This window comes from Tunturibacter psychrotolerans, assembly GCF_040359615.1.
GTDB classification, from domain to species: Bacteria; Acidobacteriota; Terriglobia; order Terriglobales; family Acidobacteriaceae; genus Edaphobacter; species Edaphobacter psychrotolerans.
This window is the reverse complement of sequence record NZ_CP132942.1, coordinates 1384526-1402077: the sequence shown is the minus strand read 5'-3', so window position 1 is coordinate 1402077 and position 17552 is coordinate 1384526. Positions and strand designations below refer to the sequence as shown.

At 57.1% G+C, this 17552-nt stretch carries 14 protein-coding genes and 1 tRNA gene; 7 read left to right on the top strand and 8 right to left on the bottom strand.

Features of this window, described 5'->3' with window-relative positions; genetic code table 11:
* Positions 1-63: 63 nt before the first annotated feature.
* Positions 64-1479 carry a TolC family protein gene (locus tag RBB77_RS05790; RefSeq protein WP_353065475.1) on the bottom strand — a complete coding sequence of 472 codons (1416 nt, stop codon included), beginning with the start codon at positions 1477-1479 and terminating at the stop codon, positions 64-66.
* Between the two features lie 499 nt (positions 1480-1978).
* On the opposite strand from RBB77_RS05790, the gene RBB77_RS05785 reads away from it, so the two are divergent.
* The 4 genes from RBB77_RS05785 (at position 1979) to RBB77_RS05770 (ending at position 5942) form a co-directional block, all read left to right on the top strand.
* Entirely contained in the window at positions 1979-3712 is a 1734-nt protein-coding gene (locus RBB77_RS05785; RefSeq protein WP_353065472.1) for a peptide-N4-asparagine amidase, read from the top strand.
* Positions 3713-4093: 381 nt separating this feature from the next.
* Positions 4094-4432: a hypothetical protein gene (locus RBB77_RS05780; RefSeq protein ID WP_353065470.1), complete on the top strand. Its 339-nt coding sequence runs from the start codon at positions 4094-4096 to the stop codon at positions 4430-4432.
* A 3-nt stretch (positions 4433-4435) separates the two neighbouring features.
* A complete protein-coding gene (locus RBB77_RS05775) occupies positions 4436-4924 on the top strand; it encodes a hypothetical protein (RefSeq protein WP_353065467.1) in 489 nt (162 codons plus the stop codon).
* Positions 4908-5942 (top strand): CBASS cGAMP-activated phospholipase, encoded by a 1035-nt coding sequence (locus tag RBB77_RS05770; RefSeq protein ID WP_353065465.1) that lies wholly within the window; start codon positions 4908-4910, stop codon positions 5940-5942. The genes RBB77_RS05775 and RBB77_RS05770 overlap by 17 nt, the downstream gene beginning before the upstream one ends.
* Positions 5943-6154: 212 nt before the next feature.
* Here RBB77_RS05770 and RBB77_RS05765 read toward each other — a convergent pair.
* Positions 6155-6230, bottom strand: a tRNA-Thr gene (locus RBB77_RS05765).
* Positions 6231-6310: 80 nt separating this feature from the next.
* Positions 6311-7234 (bottom strand): LysR substrate-binding domain-containing protein, encoded by a 924-nt coding sequence (locus RBB77_RS05760; protein ID WP_353065463.1) that lies wholly within the window; start codon positions 7232-7234, stop codon positions 6311-6313.
* A gap of 143 nt (positions 7235-7377) precedes the next feature.
* Here RBB77_RS05760 and RBB77_RS05755 point away from each other — a divergent pair, with 143 nt between their 5' ends.
* Positions 7378-7869, top strand: coding sequence for a GNAT family N-acetyltransferase (locus tag RBB77_RS05755; RefSeq protein ID WP_353065461.1), 492 nt, complete (start codon positions 7378-7380; stop codon positions 7867-7869).
* A gap of 65 nt (positions 7870-7934) precedes the next feature.
* On the opposite strand, the gene RBB77_RS05750 is transcribed toward RBB77_RS05755, so the two are convergent.
* From RBB77_RS05750 to RBB77_RS05735, 4 genes are all read right to left on the bottom strand, one after another.
* On the bottom strand, positions 7935-8069 hold the full coding sequence (locus tag RBB77_RS05750; protein ID WP_353065459.1) for a hypothetical protein: 135 nt from the start codon (positions 8067-8069) through the stop codon (positions 7935-7937).
* A gap of 472 nt (positions 8070-8541) precedes the next feature.
* Complete coding sequence (locus tag RBB77_RS05745) at positions 8542-9660, bottom strand: DUF6599 family protein (protein ID WP_353065457.1); 1119 nt, start codon at positions 9658-9660, stop codon at positions 8542-8544.
* Between the two features lie 131 nt (positions 9661-9791).
* Positions 9792-11057: a flagellin lysine-N-methylase gene (gene fliB, locus RBB77_RS05740; protein WP_353065455.1), complete on the bottom strand. Its 1266-nt coding sequence runs from the start codon at positions 11055-11057 to the stop codon at positions 9792-9794.
* Positions 11058-11251: 194 nt separating this feature from the next.
* The gene (locus RBB77_RS05735; RefSeq protein WP_353065453.1) at positions 11252-13498 is read right to left on the bottom strand and encodes an N-acetylmuramoyl-L-alanine amidase; all 2247 of its coding nucleotides are present in this window, start codon (positions 13496-13498) and stop codon (positions 11252-11254) included.
* Between the two features lie 232 nt (positions 13499-13730).
* On the opposite strand from RBB77_RS05735, the gene RBB77_RS05730 reads away from it, so the two are divergent.
* Positions 13731-13898, top strand: a complete 168-nt coding sequence (locus RBB77_RS05730) for a hypothetical protein (protein ID WP_353065451.1) — start codon at positions 13731-13733, stop codon at positions 13896-13898.
* 14 nt (positions 13899-13912) lie between these two features.
* Complete coding sequence (locus RBB77_RS05725) at positions 13913-14311, top strand: DUF6869 domain-containing protein (protein WP_353065449.1); 399 nt, start codon at positions 13913-13915, stop codon at positions 14309-14311.
* Between the two features lie 3 nt (positions 14312-14314).
* Here the strand turns inward: RBB77_RS05725 and alaS are convergent, their stop codons facing one another.
* A complete protein-coding gene (gene alaS, locus RBB77_RS05720; RefSeq protein ID WP_353065447.1) occupies positions 14315-17203 on the bottom strand; it encodes an alanine--tRNA ligase in 2889 nt (962 codons plus the stop codon).
* Positions 17204-17552: the final 349 nt, after the last annotated feature.

Genomic DNA, 17552 nt, shown 5'->3' with positions numbered 1-17552 from the left:
TACGCGGTCTTCGAATATCTATGACTCCGGAACATGTCAAAAGACACGAATGAGGGCGGTTCTTCATGGCGCTGGTCTCCGAGCCGTGGTCTTGAGGAGATCTCCCGTACTGTACGCTAGCTCCGCGAGTGAGTTAAGCACGCTTACCCGAGCCGTAATGTCAGCCGAACGGGCATCGGCCAGATCGCGCTCGGCGGCCAGCAGGTCAACCAGATTGCGTACACCAAGTCTGTAACTCTGCAGCGCGGCTTCATAAGAATCCGTCGAAGCGGTCAACAGCATGGTCGCGGCATCGTGCTGACGGAACGCAGTGTTGACATCGGAATACGCCCTCCACACCTCATCACTCACCTCATCGCGCATTCGATCAACCGCCGATTGCGCTTGCTTCTGCGAAGCATGTGCCTGTTCGACTTCGTTCCTGCGGCGCCCACCATCGAACACGGTCCAGTTCAGCGAAAGTTCGGCATGATAGGTATTTGCGCCAGCATACGCACCAGGAAATGGACTTTGTTCTCCATATGCCCTCAGAAAATCCTCGTCACCCTGAAACGTCAATCGCGGATACCACTCAGAACGAGCGCTCGTAATAGCACCACTGGCCGCGCGAACCCGCTCCATCTGAGCAAGCAGATCGGGCCGTTGCGAGAGCGCTTTATTGATCGCATGCTCAGCAGTTCCATTCAACTCATTCGGAATTGGGAGGCTATCGAGGCTCTGAACTTTGTAGTTGCTAGCCGGAGAGACCGTGAGCACGGTTGCAAGATCGCCCAGAGCGATCAGGCGCGCTCCTCGTACCGACTCGAGACTATAGACAGCACGGGCCTCCGCGCTGCGTGCTTCAAGCAGATCAGGAACCGTGGCCACGCCAAGATCAAGTCGCTGCTCGGCTGCTTCGCGCACAGTCCGCGCTGAAGTTAGATTAGCCTCCGCCGCAGCAACTTCACCTTGAGTCTGCTGAAGCCGGAAGAAGGCCGCAAGTACCCTGCTCACAATCTTCAGGTGAACCTGGTTGAATTCGAAGTTGGCTGCCAGAAGCTGTGCACGGTCCTCGTCGATGTGTCCGCGACGCTCACCGAAATCGAGAAGCGTATAGGAGAGGCTGACGGCAAGATCGTACTCTCCGATCGTTTGCAGCGTAAACTTGTCATTGATCAGCACTCCATCCTTCGACGTTGCCCCTAACGCGCCCGCCACCAGTGTGGGATACAGGTCAGAGCGGGAGATTCCTAGCCGGTCTGCACGGCCTTTGGCGAATGCCCAGGCTTCACGGGTCTCAGGATTATTTAGCTCTGCGAGATCGATCAGCTCCGCGAGTGTATACATATGGGTCGGGTCAAGTTTCAACTCGTTTCCCGGCCCCGCATGCAGACCGCTCTCTGTGCGGTTGCTATCCCACGGGCGGTCAGGAACCTGCGGAGCCCGTTGCGGATGCGCGATAACGGGCAGAAAGATGCAGACGAAGGCAATCCTCCACATTCGTCCACAATTCGACGGGAGTAATCCTTGTATTTTCATCTTCAAGACTCTTCACACTGAACGCAGATTTGTTGAAGACAAGCTGAGCCAGCTTACCTTAGTACGGTTGGATATGACGTTTCGGTGGGAGTCGAGGATGGTGAAGTGCGCTACTAGGCGGGTTGAGACTGGATTGGCGAGCATGGACGGGACCCGGCAATGGGTGGGTGGCGTAAGAAAAAGATGTAGTCCAAGTTCCCTAATCGTCTCCGTTACAACGGACGCGGACCGATTCCCTCGTTGGAGCGCCGAATGACGCCGTCCAGCGTGACGTTTACTTTACGGCCGAAGACATGATTGTTTTCCCACTTGGTCGAATGCCCTAACCTCCCGACCTGTACTGTGGCGATATCTCGAATTTCCACTTTTCTTTCATTATTGTGAAATTCGCCCTGGGCATATGGTCATTATTTAGATCATTATGCTATTGTCCTCCCGTTACATAAAGGATGGTGTTCTCATGCAGCAAACAGTAACTGGCCCGCGCGTCGTCAAACCTCTCCACACCCTTTCAAATCTACTTCTGCTTGCCTCAACTTGCATTGGCGCTGCTCAGGCGCAAGTCGTCCTCGCTCCCTCAACCCCCCAGGTGGGCTCTTCCAATCCTGTCAGCGCGGAACCGTCCGTTACGCGGCCCAACGTCAAACCTTGCACCGTTTCCCTGCTTACCAACGCACCCTTTGACAACTTCAACGCAACTACTTTCAATTACGCCCCGCCCGCAGCTTGTCCCGGCCCCTGGGCCAAGGTCGTCCTTACGGCAGACTTCACCGTCTCCGCAGGAAACCAGTTCGACCGCTCCGCCTGGTTTTATCTCGGCGACGTCAACATCTTCTTCGGCACTACTGCCGAACCCCGCAACAACCTCAGCCCCTCCTGGCACATTGAACGCGACGTCACCGACCTCACCGCGGTTCTCAAAACCGCGCAGCCGGGCTCTGCCACTATCGGCAACATCGTCAACTCCACGGACACGAGCACTATCTTTGCCAACGCCGCGCTGGAGTTCTTTCCTGCTTCGCCGCTCGCCCTCGCTCCTGCCACGCCGGACATCGTCGTAGGGCTCAGCTCCGGCAGCAATCCTGCCGCGCTCAACACCACAGCCGACCAGGTCAGCCAAACCGTCAATCTGCCGCGCAACGTGGAGAAGGTCTATCTCGACGTATTCGCCCAGAGCCAGATCGACGATGAGTTCTGGTACCTCTGCGTGCCCAACGACCAGACCGGCCCGCTCGAGAGCTGCGGCAACACCGCCTTCCGCGAGACTGAGATCAGCATCGACGGCAAGCCCGCCGGTGTCGCGCCTGTCTATCCCTTCATCTTCACCGGCGGCATCGATCCCTTCCTCTGGGAGCCACTCCCCGGTGTCCAGACCCTCGACTTCAAGCCCTACCGCGTCGACCTCACTCCCTTTGCCGGCGTGCTCGGCGATGGTAACCAGCACACCGTCGCTGTCAGCGTCTTCAACGCCGACAACTTCTTCAACGCAACCGCGAACCTGCTCGTATTCACCGACCACGGCAGCCGCGAGGTTAGTGGTGGGCTGATCAGCAACACCCTCAGCGCGGCCCCAACTCCGCACGTCAACGAAAACCTGACAACCAGCTCAACCGGAGTCGTAACGGGCACAGTCTCGGTCGGCTCCAACCGCACCTTCTCCATCAGCGGCTTCGTCAACACCTCGCACGGCCGAGTCGAAACCACGGTCGAACAAAAGGTCGACTTCCTCAACACCCAGACCTTCAATGTCAACCAGAACATCGGAGCCGACGTGCAAAACGTTGTCCAGACCAGCACCGTCGATTCGCAGACCACGACCCGACAGGGCTTCTTGCTGGAGACAGTGAATAAGCATGTGTCGTATCCGCTGACGGTGGACTTTTCCTTCACTCCCAACTCGGGTGGCTCCTTCACCCAGACAACGACGGTGAATCAGCAGAATCAGCAGACCGATTCAAAGGCTCTCAACGGATTCCCTCTATTCGAGAGCAACACCCAGGAGCAGGTCATCTCCAAGGACGCCTTGTCGATCAATGCCGCCGACCAAATCACGGCTGCAGTCGGCAACTCGAGTGCTTCCTTTCAGAGCAATGACTCGCTCGGTAACTGCTTCAGCCGTTCGCTCACAGCCGAGAGCCAGGTGCTGACCTCCGTCACCGACGGCAAGGGTTGTAAACAGCAGAAGCGGTTCTAGACCGCACGTCGCGACGTGAGGAGGTAGTCCTCGCTGCTGCCTCCTCACATTCGACAGGGCCGGTTTCTTAACCGATATCCTGCCCAGCTGGTTTCCGAAAAGCCGTTTAGCCATTGTTAAAGCCGGACTGCCATCCGATCTCTCACTGAGCGTCTCGTCTTCGTTTTTTTCCGCTATTTATTCATTCCAAAAAAATTTAGCCGACAGCTTTTCGTCTATAGCATCATGTACAAGATCACTTGATTATGTACACGATATGGGATACGATTGAAATCGTGAGGATCTTCGAAGATGGACACACTCCTTGGGAAACTGGAACGCACTTCAAATTTGGTTCAAGACCCGGTTCTTCGCAGGCACGCAATGCGTCTACTGGCGGGCTTGGACGATCTTCCAATAGAAGTGCTCGGCGTAGGCAAAATGCGTGAAGTGTTTCCTCAGCTACGCCATCGTGTTCACGCAGGATCGGTAGCTTTAGTCGCCAATCGCGGCGAAGTGAAGGACGAACAAGGGACTACCGTGATGATCTCTCTTGAAAACTTCAATCGGTTTTTCATGTCACTGATTCAAAGATCGGTGGAGTTACAGGTCGAGAGGACTTCGCCTTCCGAGATTCTCATGGGGCTCCATTCGATTCCTGCTCTGTCAAAACTCAATGTTGACTTTGATTCGATAACCCACGGTCATAACGACGAAGAGCTTGCGGATCTGTCCCTCTAGGTCATGCGCCGCTACCTTTTGGGAGTTCAGTGCCTGCTGGATATTGCAAAGCATGCCGATCTGCCTGCAGAACGTTGGATGGAATCCGCGGAAGAACGTGGAATCGACATGACGGATATCTACATAAGTGCCGTGAGTCCGATGATTCTCCTTAGTGCGTTAGACAAGGCACCTGCTTCCGGATATATCCAGCAACTTCGAGAGAACGTAGAGACCATCGTCCAGCGATTTGTTGATCGCAAGCTCATCGCTCCCGTGACCAAGGAGATCGCCGACCGATGGGGCAAGATCCTTCCCCAACCCTTGACCTATAACGATGACGCCGGAGTGACGCACAAGTACACCTTCCATGAGAAGCTGGTCCTCGCGACAGCGCTTGAAGGAATCGAGGGCCGGCCCTTTGTCCTGGTCGATCGACGCCAGGACGCGCATCGCGAGCTGAATCTGGATCTCGAAGATCCCTCCGAAGTAGGCCATGACGAACAACCTTGAGGAAGATCCTCAAGCCGTGGTGTCGGCAATCGACCTGGATCTGCCCAGGGGTAAGGCGCCGAAGCCTCGCAAGCCGAAACGAATCCAGGTTCTCGCCCTTAGCGGCGGAGGATACCGGGGACTTTATGGCGCCACTTTCTTCGAGCATGTTGAGAAGCACTTCGGATGCAGCCTCTCGAGCAAATTCGACCTAATCGCTGGCACCTCGATTGGCGCGCTTCTTGGCGTCTCTCTCGCTTTTGAGATTCCGGCCTCGATCATCGCCCGCAAAATCATCAAGCATGGCCCAAAGATCTTTGACCGTAGGCGCATGATTACCTGGACGAAGAAGACCTTTTTCACCGCGCCCTACTCTCCGAAAATTCTCGAAGACGCGATTGTTGACACGATTGGACGCTCGAATGCCCAGCTCTCATTGAAGGCAGTGGCGAAGCCTCTTGCAGTGGTCGCGGTAAATTACACGACGGGTGCTCCTTACATCTTCCGCTCCAAAGGCCTGGCTGGAGCCGCTGCAACCGATGCGACTGTTCTCGAAGCGGTTCTTTCGAGCGCCGCTGCTCCCACGTATTTCCCGCCTCAGAAGGTCAATGATCAGACTCTGATTGACGGCGGCGTCATCGCAAACGCCCCAGAGGTTCTTGCCGTCAGCGAAGCGTGTGGAACTCTCGGTTGGCCCCTGCGGAATCTTTACGTCCTCGGAATGGGAACAGCCTCGCGGAGCAAAGGTGCAGCTTTGGACACGCCCGGCAGTCCGTCTGCAATCTCGTGGATCTTGAGAAGAGAACTCTTCCAGTCGACTCTATCTGCGCAGGAAGTACTTGCCGAAGCACAGTGCCGCACCCTGCTTAAGGACCGGTACTACCGTGTTAATCGAGAACCATCTGAGGCTCAGGCTTATTCAGTGCGAGAGTTTGATCTCGCAACGAAGGAAGCAACCAAGACGCTGCAGTCTCTCGCGAAGGATTCATGGGAAGAGCACCGGTTGAGGCAATCCTTTCGAACTTACTTTCTGGACTAGCAGTAGTATGCCTGCGCCGATCTCCCGACAAAGCAGGCTGGTGCAGCTAGCAACAAGGTCTGGAATCTTCTCTAAGCACTGTTCCCGAACTGTACCCCGGCACGAAGATTAGACGAAGATGGTCGAGTTTAGACGGCTGCACCCACCAGTGCATGGCCTTCGTAAGTAATATTTGTTCGAGGGTTATATGCGTGATTTGAGGAGGAAAGATATGGAGCCGATGAGCGGAGTTGAACCGCTGACCTACTGATTACGAATCAGTTGCTCTACCAACTGAGCTACATCGGCCTGTCTGTCTATTCTATCGGCTTCGTGGCCATCCGCCAAATCTTCTATTCGACCTGATACTCCGCCCCACCCATCGAGGATCAATCGGCAAGGTGTCGATTCGCAATCTCGATAAAATTTTTGGCAAGCACGCCCTCCGCTCCCACTTTGACCCCCAGATCAATCGAGGTCCGGCATGCAGTCTTCACCTCCCGATACACGGCACCTGGCATCGCAACCCTCGCAACGCAAGCCGGCGCCAGCGACACACCAAGCCCTGCCGCCACCAACCGCACCAGCGTCAGCCATTGCGGCGCATCCTGAACGATGTTTGGGCTAAAACCTCCCCGCTCGCAACACGCAATGGTCCGATCGTAGGCAAGCGGCCCCATTCGCCGCGCAAACATGACGAACGGCTCCCCTGCCAACGCCTTGATGCTTAGAGTTCTTCGCCGTGCCAACGAGTGCGCCTCTGGCAGCACAGCCACATACTTTTCTTTCAACAGCGTTGTAATACGAATCCCCTCAGTCGGATCTCCATCCCGCAGAAACGCAAGATCAATCTGCCCATTGAGCAACGCCGCGATCTGTGCAGAGGTCACAAGCTCACGCAGACGCAGTTCCACCTTCGGATAACGGCGCCGAAAGCTCTGAATCGCGGCAGGCAACTCCGTAAACATCACCGAACCGCTGAACCCAACGGTCAGCGTCCCCTCTTCGCCGCGCCCAAGTCTGCGGACCTGTGCGAGATCTTCGCCCACTTTCTCCATCGTGCTTCGCGCTCGTCTCGCAAGCAGCTGTCCGGCAGGTGTCAGCTTCACTCCACGCGTCGTCCGTTCAAACAGCGCGTGTCCAAGCAACTGTTCCAGCCGTTTGATCTGTTGGCTCAGTGGAGGCTGAGCCATCCCCAACCGCCTGGCCGCCCTGCTGAAATGAAGCGTCTCTGCAACCGCCAGGAAGTAGCGCAGATGTCGCAGCTCGATCTGTTCACTCATACGCCAATGATATAGATTGCGACGTTTCACCTATTGGACATCCTGCCAGACTCCTCGTACCGTTGACTTCAGGGAGGCATTGTTCGTTCCCTTTACGGACAACCCACGTTCCACACCGTGCTCTAGTTGCCACGCCCGGTAAGTCGTACAACAGAACCGTTGGAGGAGGCCCCGTGAACAACACTGCTCTGGACTTCAAAATCCGCGAATTTGAACCAGGGGACGAGACCGCCTTCCGCCTCCTCAACGAAGAGTGGATCACCCGCGAGTTCGTTCTCGAGCCGAAGGACATCTACTCCCTCTCGAACCCCCAGGCGACTATTCTCGATCGCGGCGGCAGAATCTTCTTCGCTATTCAAAACGGCGAGGCTGTCGGATGTTGCGCTCTCGTCGCCATGCAACCCGGAGAGTTCGAAGTTGCCAAGATGGCCGTGACGCAATCCTGTCAGGGCTCAGGAATCGGTCGCCGCCTCCTCGAAAAGGTCGTCGCCGAAGCAAGGATTTCGGGCGCAACTCGCCTCTATCTCGAGACCAACCACAAGCTCACCCCTGCGATTCACCTCTACGAAGCAGTCGGCTTCCGGCGGCTTCCGCCCGACCGCGTAATGCCTTCCCCCTATGCCCGTGCAGACGTCTCGATGGAACTATCCTTCCCCACTCCGTAGAGACACGTCGTCACAAGTCTCGATATCTCAAAATCAAACACACAACACGCGGCTCGCTCCAAAGGTCACGGCGCATCAATCCGGTCATAGTCTCCCTTCCCGCAATCCATTCGTTCTTCCGTACCGGTTGACCACATCAGCATGGCGAGTGCAAGCAAAGCGATCGCTATTTGAAATATCAGATGCAGACCCTGAGACATGAACTCCTCTTCCTTCGAAGAGCCCTCGGTTCCCCGCTCTCTGCATCGACAACGACGCTCTCAGCCCTGAGACAGCACCTCGAACGCCTGCCGTCTTCGTCGGCTTCTCTCCCACTTTGGTAACCTTCCCACCCTTAAAAAATCACCCCGAAAACACCTTCCAGAAAAGCGAAGAGGCCACCCGGCAACGAGGTGGCCTCTTCTTTAGGGAGAATAGTTCCAACGGAGGCAAAGCCATCAGAACTTTCTGGCGAAATACTAAGTTTGGCGATATGACGTGTCAAGGCCAAAACTCATCTACTGTAAGTCCTTGTTAAACAGACGGTTACGGGGGTTACTAACCTGACAACACCACATCTAATGTTCGCCTTACATTCGCTTTCGGTCTGCCCGGAAAATCTCAAACGGCATTCCTATCAGCCGCTTAGCCCATTCCATGCACCATCATCAGTGCAGATATACCAGCCTTCCGTCATCCCCGGGTGGTCGACTTCGGATCCCCAGTCTGAATCCGCGCCGCACTTCCGCTCAGGTCGATCCGAAGGAACTCCGGCTCAGTCGCCGCCGGCTTACCCTGAAGTACCCTAATCGCAGCCCGTCCGCCACCCAGAAACAATGCCAGAATTACCGCGGCCAAAGCCCCCAGTCCACAGAAAACTAGAATGCTGGTCAGCAGGCTGACAGTCTTTCTGATCTCTGCATGGAACTCCGGCGGCACCGGCTTGTTCCACGTCACCTCGCTCCGCAGATGGATCCCCTCCACCAACCTCTGCGCCTCGGCCGCGTTCCAGGCTCCGGTCGTCAGCAGCACCAGCGGCCCCTCACGCCTCAGCTTCACAGTTCCGGCCGCGCCACCCTCCCGGTTCATCTCCGTCTCGATCTGCCGCCCGTGGTCGCCCGCAATCTGCGGCGTCGGATAGAGCAGCATCGTAAGCGTGCCCTTCCCCTCATACTTTGCCGTCACAACCTCCGCAGCCTTATCGAAGCCAACAATCTCCGGCGGCAACACCCCACCCATCGCCTTGTAACCCACCGGCCCAAGCGCATAACGCTGCGAGCCTTTTTCCAACCCCTTCGTCGGCAGATAAGTCGGCAGCAGCGGAGACATCCCCTTAGGCCCTCCCACCTTCGGCAGCCCAGTCTCCACCGTCCGCAACAGCGCCTCAGCCGAAGCCGAACTACCCTTCAGATTCGCGGCCACCACAGACACGCCACTCCGCACGACATAGGGCGCACTCCTGTAGAGGTAGTCATACGCCGCGGCCGCTCCCGTCGCATCCTCAAACTGATAAACCGTAATCGTGCCGGCCGATGCCGCACCGCCAGCCGTCGGAATCTGCGGGCCGCCCCGCTCATACCGCCGAAGCCCATCCTCTATCAGCACCGGACCATCGGCTCCGCTCCATGACGGAACGCCGTTACCCGCTTCATGGTCCGGCCCTTCACGCAGCGACTCCGGCAGCAACGGAGCAGGAGGCTCCGCAAGCATCACCTTCGCCGTCTGTCCCTCCAGCGAAATCGCCGACGCACCCACCATCGCAAACGCCAGCAAAACCGCCGCCACTACCCGCATCCGAGAAGAAAAACCCATACGTGGTCAGACTACACCAGCGCCCGAACGTAAGCCTAGATGTCAAAGCCCGTCGCTCTCCATCGCCCCTCTTCCGCCGGACCCAATCCTCCTTTCCCCACTCACCACCAAAGACAATCGATCGGCATCATTCAGACAGGAAACCTCAACAGAGTCGCAATCCCCTCGGGATCTCCCAACCCTCTGCTCGCAATCAATTGATTGATCTCCTTTAGATAACTCGGGCTATGCTCCACCGTCTTCGAAAACGACTGCACCAGCCTGACAACATGCTCCTCTCCAAACGCCTCTCGCGCATGACCCGCCATCCCGACCAGCAGACCGTAGACCAGCGCATACTGGGTCACCATCAACATGTACTCGTCAAAAATTCCCTGCGGAGTTATATGAGCGCTAGCCTCACGGCCAAACGGGAACAGCGTCCTGTAGACATAGTTCAGCAGATAGTTCTCCAGAACATGAGGATGCGTCGCAAAGAACGGCGCGCAATACTTTCGCTCCGCCTCCACGTAATGGAGCGCATCGCTTGCCGAAGTCGACCCCGCAGAATATCCGATGCCCTGCAAAAACTCGTCGAAGCACTCCAGGAAACGTTGGCCACAAGAGCCCGCACGAATTCGCTGGTCGATCAGCCGAAGCACCACATCGAGCTGCACCGCAGGCTGCGCCGGCACCTTCTCCAGTTTGTCGCGCAGCGCACCCGATTTCACAATCTCCCAATAGCTGCTCAGAATCTCCGGCATCGCATCATCTTCCTGCGCACTCACTAATTCGTTCAGACGCTTCGACAGCATCCCCAGCAAAAACACCCGCTGCCACAGCGGACGCCCACGATCCTGAATCATAGCCACTACCAGATCGCGAACCTCCCAGAAGAAGCGCGTCGGTTTATGAATCGGCCCATCCCCACTCGTCAGCCGCGAAAACTGATCCATTCGAAAGTGACCCGAACTAGCATCTCCCACTGCCCGCGTCGAGTCGGCATCGAGCAACAGCTGCCGCGCCGCCTGCGGACAAGACAGGTAGAGCGAAACCTCAAGCTCATCCTCCACACTGCTCAACGCACGAGGATAAGTGGAACAAGTAGCAGACAGCAGCTCCGAACCATACTCCTTCTGCACCCCACAGAGCCGCTCCGCCGAAAGAAACGGGCAGCGCCCCGAAGCATCCGGCTGAATCTTCGCGTAAAGAGACTCCGTCGCTCCGACAGGAAGAATCGAAACATACTGCTTCACCAGAGCACCCAGCTTCTCCTCCGGAAACGCCTGATACCCCTCATACGTCTTCTTGTCCACGAGAACGCTCATGCCATGACAACAGGAGTCCTCGCACTCAGTCCCGATACAGTGAAAGGCACTCCCGTAAAGCGGTTGAATCTTCTGCGTCTCCGGCCTCATGGACCTCCTCAGGAAGCACGCCGAGTCATCTCGAAAGCACGAGGCTCGCAACGCATCTTCGCGCGAAAAATATCCGCAACGAGGCAATAGCAAACTCCTGGCCATCACCGGGACATCCAGATTGGAAGAATCTAAGAATCAATCAAACCGTCGTGCCACCCAAACCCACCAACAGAAGGCCACCTACAGAAAAATCAGTTCCCGCTAGCCCGCTCAGTTGGTACCTTCGCCCCACTCAACCCACCTGCATACTTCGCGACACCTTTATATAGACTCTCCGCCACCCGCTCCCGATAATCCGGCTGCTGTAGCTGCCGAGCGTCCTTCGCATTCGTGACAAATGAAATCTCCGCCAGAATCGAGGGCATATTCGCCCCAATCAGCACCACAAACGGAGCCTTCTTCACCCCGCGATCCTTCAACCCCGCATTGCCTCGCTGCAACCCGCCATACAAACTCTGCTCTACATCCGCCGCGAACTCACGAGACTCCTCGATCTTGTCCTTCAACGTAATCTTCTTCACCAGATCGCTCAACTGATGAATCGACTGATCCGACACCGCGTTCTCTCGCGCAGCCGTCTCCAGCGCATCCGGCGACGAAGTGAAGTTCAGATAATAAGTCTCCACCCCACGCGCACTTGCATCCGCGGACGAGTTCGCATGAATCGAAAGAAACAGATCCGCCTGTGCCTTATTCGCAATCGCTGTCCGTGTCTCCAGCGGAATAAACGTATCGTCCGACCGCGTATAAATAATCTCCGCCCCCAGCCGGTCATGCAGCAGTTTGCCCAGCCGCAGCGCCACATCCAGCACGACATCCTTCTCTTCAATCCCATCGACGCCCAACGTCCCTGAGTCATGCCCCCCATGACCGGCATCGATCACGATCCGCCCGATCTTCAACCCCAGCGCTCGCACCATCGACGTCTCGCCATCCGCCGTAGGCACCGCCGCCCTCGCCGGCACAGCATCCGCATCCTTCACGGCCTTACCCTTCTTCAACCGTTTCGTCGGCACCGCCAGCGGCACATCAGGAACAGCTCCAACCGCAGCCGCAACGCCACCTTCAGCCACGCCAGCCGGTTCCGCACCCGAATCTTTTTTCCCCGCAACCACCGCCGAGATCGGCTGCGAGGTCGGCTCACTGGTAGCCTCCACTCTTCCCGGCTGCGCACTCAGCGCCGCTACATCAAACGAACTCCCCGACTTCACCGCCGTCGTATTCGGCACTGTCGGAGCAGCAGCCGCCGCCCTCTGCATCGGAACGTTCACCGCCGGCGCACCCGGCTCCGCCTTGCTCCCGCCGTGGATATCTATAATTAAGCGATAGGGATTCGGCAGCAGAAACGCCGAGTACTCGGTCACATCATTTACATCCAGCACCACGCGCGTCATGTCGTTAGAAAACTGCGCCGCCCGGATCCTCTTCAAATATCCATCATCGGTCACCGCAAAGCTCTTCCCCACCAGCTCCTGCGCCAGCCGTGTTCCATGCAGATCGAAATAAATCCGATCCGGATTCGGCACCCTTGCCGCCTCATACGTCACATCATCGCCCAGGTCGATCGCCACCCGCGTATAGTTCGGCGTCGACCAATGCCGAATCCCCGCCACCTGCGCCAAATGCCCTCGCCGCAGCGTCTTCGCAACATGCATCGGCGCAGCACCCTGCGCCCCCGCACCCTGCGCTTCACCAGCCAAAGCCCCACCCGCAGCCGCATCGACGGCCTCATCCATCGGCGACGAAACTCCCGCCGGTACTGCACCCGCCGCCTTCGAATCCCCCGCACCCGAAGCAGTCGCCGAAACCCCACCCGTTCCAATCTCCTTCGTCGCAGAAGGCACAACCGGAGCCGGAGCCGGAGTAACCGCAGCATCCTGTACCCCACGCCCTGCCCCTTGCTCCAACGAAGCCAGCCCAGCTCGCGCCTCCTCCGCCTTTTCGCTTCGCGGATACTGTTTCACCAGCAGCGAATATCTCTCCCGCGCCGCCTCCGCATCATGCAGATCATTCTCATAGATCTGCCCCTCCGCCAGCAGCGCACTCACCCGCAACGAACTCCCCGGATATTGCGTCCGCAAAAACTCATACTGCCCCACCGCCGCCTTCAGACTCTTCGCATCATGCAGTCCGCGCCCCTGCTCAGCCAGTAACTCCGCCACCGCATTCACGCTATCGGGAGCATGCACATCCCTCGGCGACTCGTGGTACACCGCACGAAACCCATCCATCGCCCGCGTATAGTCCGCCTTGGTCCGCGTCCCATCCGGCATCGCCTCCAGCGTCTCGCGTCCCCGCTCCGCCTGCTCCCACGCGCTCAACTCCGCATGTCTCTTCTGCGCCGGCTTCGCAGGCAGAACCTGCACCATCGCGCCGCCCAGCACTACCGCGCAAGCGCCGCCCCACCAAAAACCACGTATTGTCTTCCCTAAGCCCATTGTCTTCTTCAAAATCGACAGACTTGGCTAAGTTTAAGAGAGCCCACCCTAAAACGCGCGTGAAAAGAACAGCCGTACACCCCCCGATACCCCCCGCGATTCCCAAAACACAAGCCGTTGTGTCTCCGCGAACCGGCTACCCAACGCCGATCACTACTTCGAACTCTCCCGTCCCATCCACCCGTGCTGTCAGTTGCATCTCAACCAAAAAACTTCCTGTACACTTTCCCGCATGGTAGATATCGATCTTCTCGTCGAAGCTCTCCGCAAGCGTGGCCATAAGGTAGACGGCATATTCAAAGTCCCCGACAACGCCGGCGACTACGAATTCGTCGTGGACGGAAACACCCTCAACCTCGCAGAGACCCGCAACCTCCTCGAATCCGAAGAACCCAAATAGCCGGGGCAGGCCCGGTGACTGAAGAAGACCTGAACAAACTCGCTGATGCCTGGATTCGCTACTACCACGCGCCCAAGAACTCGAAGGCGTATGAGGAGACCGTTTGGGCGACAGAAGAAGAATTGGATTTGTTATTCGACGGGAAGAGTGAAGAACTGTGGCAAGTCATTCTGAAGGTTCACGAACGCGATCAGTCGATCGCTATTCGTCAGGTCCTTTCGGCAGGAACTATTGAGAATCTCCTATCTCACTTCGGCGAACTCTATATAGAGCGCGTTGAAGAAAAAGCCCGTCAGGATCCTGCATTTGCGAAAGTGCTCGGCGGTGTCTGGCAAGATCAGATGTCAGACGAGATCTGGTCCAGATTACAAGCAGTCTGGGATCGCAGAGGCTGGGACGGGATACCGGAATAGTTCCTACCCCAACAACCCACCCACCACCTCAGCCGCACTCTTCAAGGCCGCATCCAGCGAACCCACATCGCTCCCTCCAGCCTCTGCCAGATCAGGCCGTCCCCCACCCTTCCCTCCAACCTGAGCCGCAAGCTGCCCAACAATCTTCCCCGCCTGTACCCGCGAAGTCAGATCCTTCGTCACGCCCACAATCAACGAAACCTTCCCATCAACAGCAGCGCCTAACACCACTACGCCGCTCCCCAACTTGATACGCAGCGAATCCACCAGCTCCCGCATCTGAGCCTTCTCCACACCATCCACCCGCTGCGCCAGCACCTTCACGCCCTTCACCTCCACAGCCGACGAAGCCGCATCCGACATCGACGAAGCAGCCGCCTTCATCCGCACCGCATCCAGCTCCCGCCGCAGCTTCTTCATCTCCTCTTCCTGCACCGTAATCCGAGCCCGCAGCGCCTCCGCCGGAGTTACGCCATCACCAGAACTCCCCAACATCGCACCCACCACACGAGCCACATCGAAGTCGCGCCTAAACTCATGCAGCGCACCCGTCCCGCTCACCGCCTCCACGCGCCGCACGCCCGAAGACACCGACCCCTCCCCCACCACCTTAATCACACCAATCTCGCCCGTAGCCCCCGTATGAATCCCACCGCAAAGCTCAGTCGAAAAGTCGCCGATCTTCACCACCCTTACCTTCTCGCCATACTTCTCACCAAACAGCGCCATCGCCCCCAGCTCATTCACCGCCACGTCGATCGGCACATCCACCAGCGTCTCCACCTTCGTATTCCCCATCACCTGCCGGTTCACAATCTCCTCAACCTCACGCAACTCCTCCTCAGCCACACCCGTGAAGTGCGAAAAATCAAACCGCAGTCGCGTCGCATCGTTCAACGACCCCGCCTGCTTCACATGCTTCCCCAGCACCTCGCGCAACGCCGCATGCAACAGATGCGTCCCCGTATGATTGCGCGTCGTAGCTGCCCGCACCAAACCATCGACCACCGTATCCACCGTATCGCCCACAGCAATCGTATGGTTCGCCCTCACCCTATGCGCAAACACACCCTGCACCGGCTTGGTCGCGCCACTCACCTCAGCCACCACTAGGTTGTGATCCCCTGAGTACAACCACCCCTGATCTCCAACCTGCCCACCCGAGTCCGCATAGAAACTCGTAGCATCGAGCACCACCTCACCCGACTCGCCACCCTTCAACTCCGGCACACCAACGCCATCCTTCACCAGCGCCAACACCTTCGCGCCATCAACCCGCAGCGTCGAGTACCCTTCAAACTCCGTCTTCGGCAACTCCCGATAAACCGGCGCCGCCGACTTCTGCGACCCACCCTTCCACGAAGCCCGAGCCCGCTGCTGCTCCTCTTCCTTCGCCTTTTCAAAACCTTCATGGTCAAATTTGATTCCGGCATCCCGGGCAGCATCAACCATAAAATCCAGCGGCATGCCGAACGTCTCGTATATGCGAAAAGCTGCTGAGCCATCTAAAATCGGCTTTGCCTCGCGCATTGCCCTGCTCGCAATCTCGAAATAGGCATCAGGAAGAGTGGGGAGGTGATTCTTCCGTACATCTTCTAAAGTCAGCCCTGGATTGCTCTCCACCGTGGTAATCGCTAGTTCGATTAGATCGACTCGAACTGGAGGTTTATTGCTGAGTATCACTGGCCGTTGCGCGTCGCGTCTTGCCGAATAAAAGGCAGTATCCAGCTCCCTTTCTGCTTGGCCAAGAACCCGAGCAAACTGCTCCTCCTCCGCCAGCACCACCTTAGTCACCCGCTCCGCAGTCTCCTTCAACTCCGGATAAGCCACCTGCATCTCATCCCGAACCGCGAACACCATCTCATACATAAACGGCTTTTCCTGCCCCAGCAGCCGTCCATGCCGAATCCCACGCCGCAGAATCTTCCGCAGCACATACCCTCTGCCCTCATTCGCAGGCAGCACCCCATCCGATATCAAAAACGTAGCCGCCCGCGCATGATCCGCAATAATCCTCAAGCTCGCACGCGAGCGCTCATCGACAGCATGCTCGGGTTCCACTTTATGCCCGGTCAGCTCCTCCGCCCGCACAATCAGCGGAGTAAACAGATCCGTCTCAAAGTTCGACAGCACTCCCTGCAGCACCGCAGCAATCCGCTCCAACCCCATCCCCGTATCAATCGACGGTTTAGGCAGCGGAGTCAGCGTCCCATCGCTCGACCGGTCGAACTGCATGAACACCAGATTCCATACCTCGACATATCGCTGATCATCGTGCGGAAACGGCTTATCAACTCCCGCCTCCTCCGCAGCCCCCATCCCCATGTCGTAAAAGATCTCACTACAAGGCCCACAAGGCCCCGTATCTCCCATCTGCCAGAAGTTATCCTTGGCCGACATCCCAAAGATCCTCTCCTTCGGCACCCCAATCTCAATCCAGAACTTCTCCGCCTCATCATCCCGCGGAACCTTCGCATCACCCTCAAAGATCGTCACATAAAGCCGCGAAGGATCGATCCCAAAGCAATGATCATGATTCGAAGTCAGCAGCTCCCAAGCGTAAGCAATCGCATCTTTCTTGAAGTAGTCCCCAAAAGAAAAATTCCCCAACATCTCAAAGAAGGTATGGTGCCGCCGCGTAAACCCAACGTTCTCCAGATCGTTATGCTTGCCTCCGGCCCGCACACACTTCTGCGAACTCACCGCCCGCGTGTAATCCCGCTTCTCGTTCCCAAGAAAAACATCCTTGAACTGATTCATCCCCGCATTGGTAAACAGCAGCGTAGGATCGTTCGCCGGCACCAGCGAAGAAGAGTGCACCCGCCGATGCCCCTTGCCCTCAAAAAACCGCAAAAAATCTTCCCGAATCTGGCTGCCCGAACGATTAATCATAAGCCCAAGTTTATCAGCGGTAAGATGAAACCCGATGAGTTCGACTCCGACTGAAAGCCATCTTGGTTATATCGACCAGATTCTTTGGAACCGAATCGTCTTCGGTGGCTGCGCAGCACTCGGCACACTGCCATTCTTTGGATGGCCCCTTGTACTGTCCGCCTCAGACCCAAATCTGCAAACGATAGTCTCCATCTTGACGTGCGTGACAGTCTTCCCGGCGTGTGTCTTAGCTTTCTGGCACAGAATCATAGCCTCTATCTGGTTGGTTTCAATCGCAACACTCTCGGTATTAACTAATACCGAGACGAGAATCTATCATGGTGATCGATATATGTTGGGTCTTCTC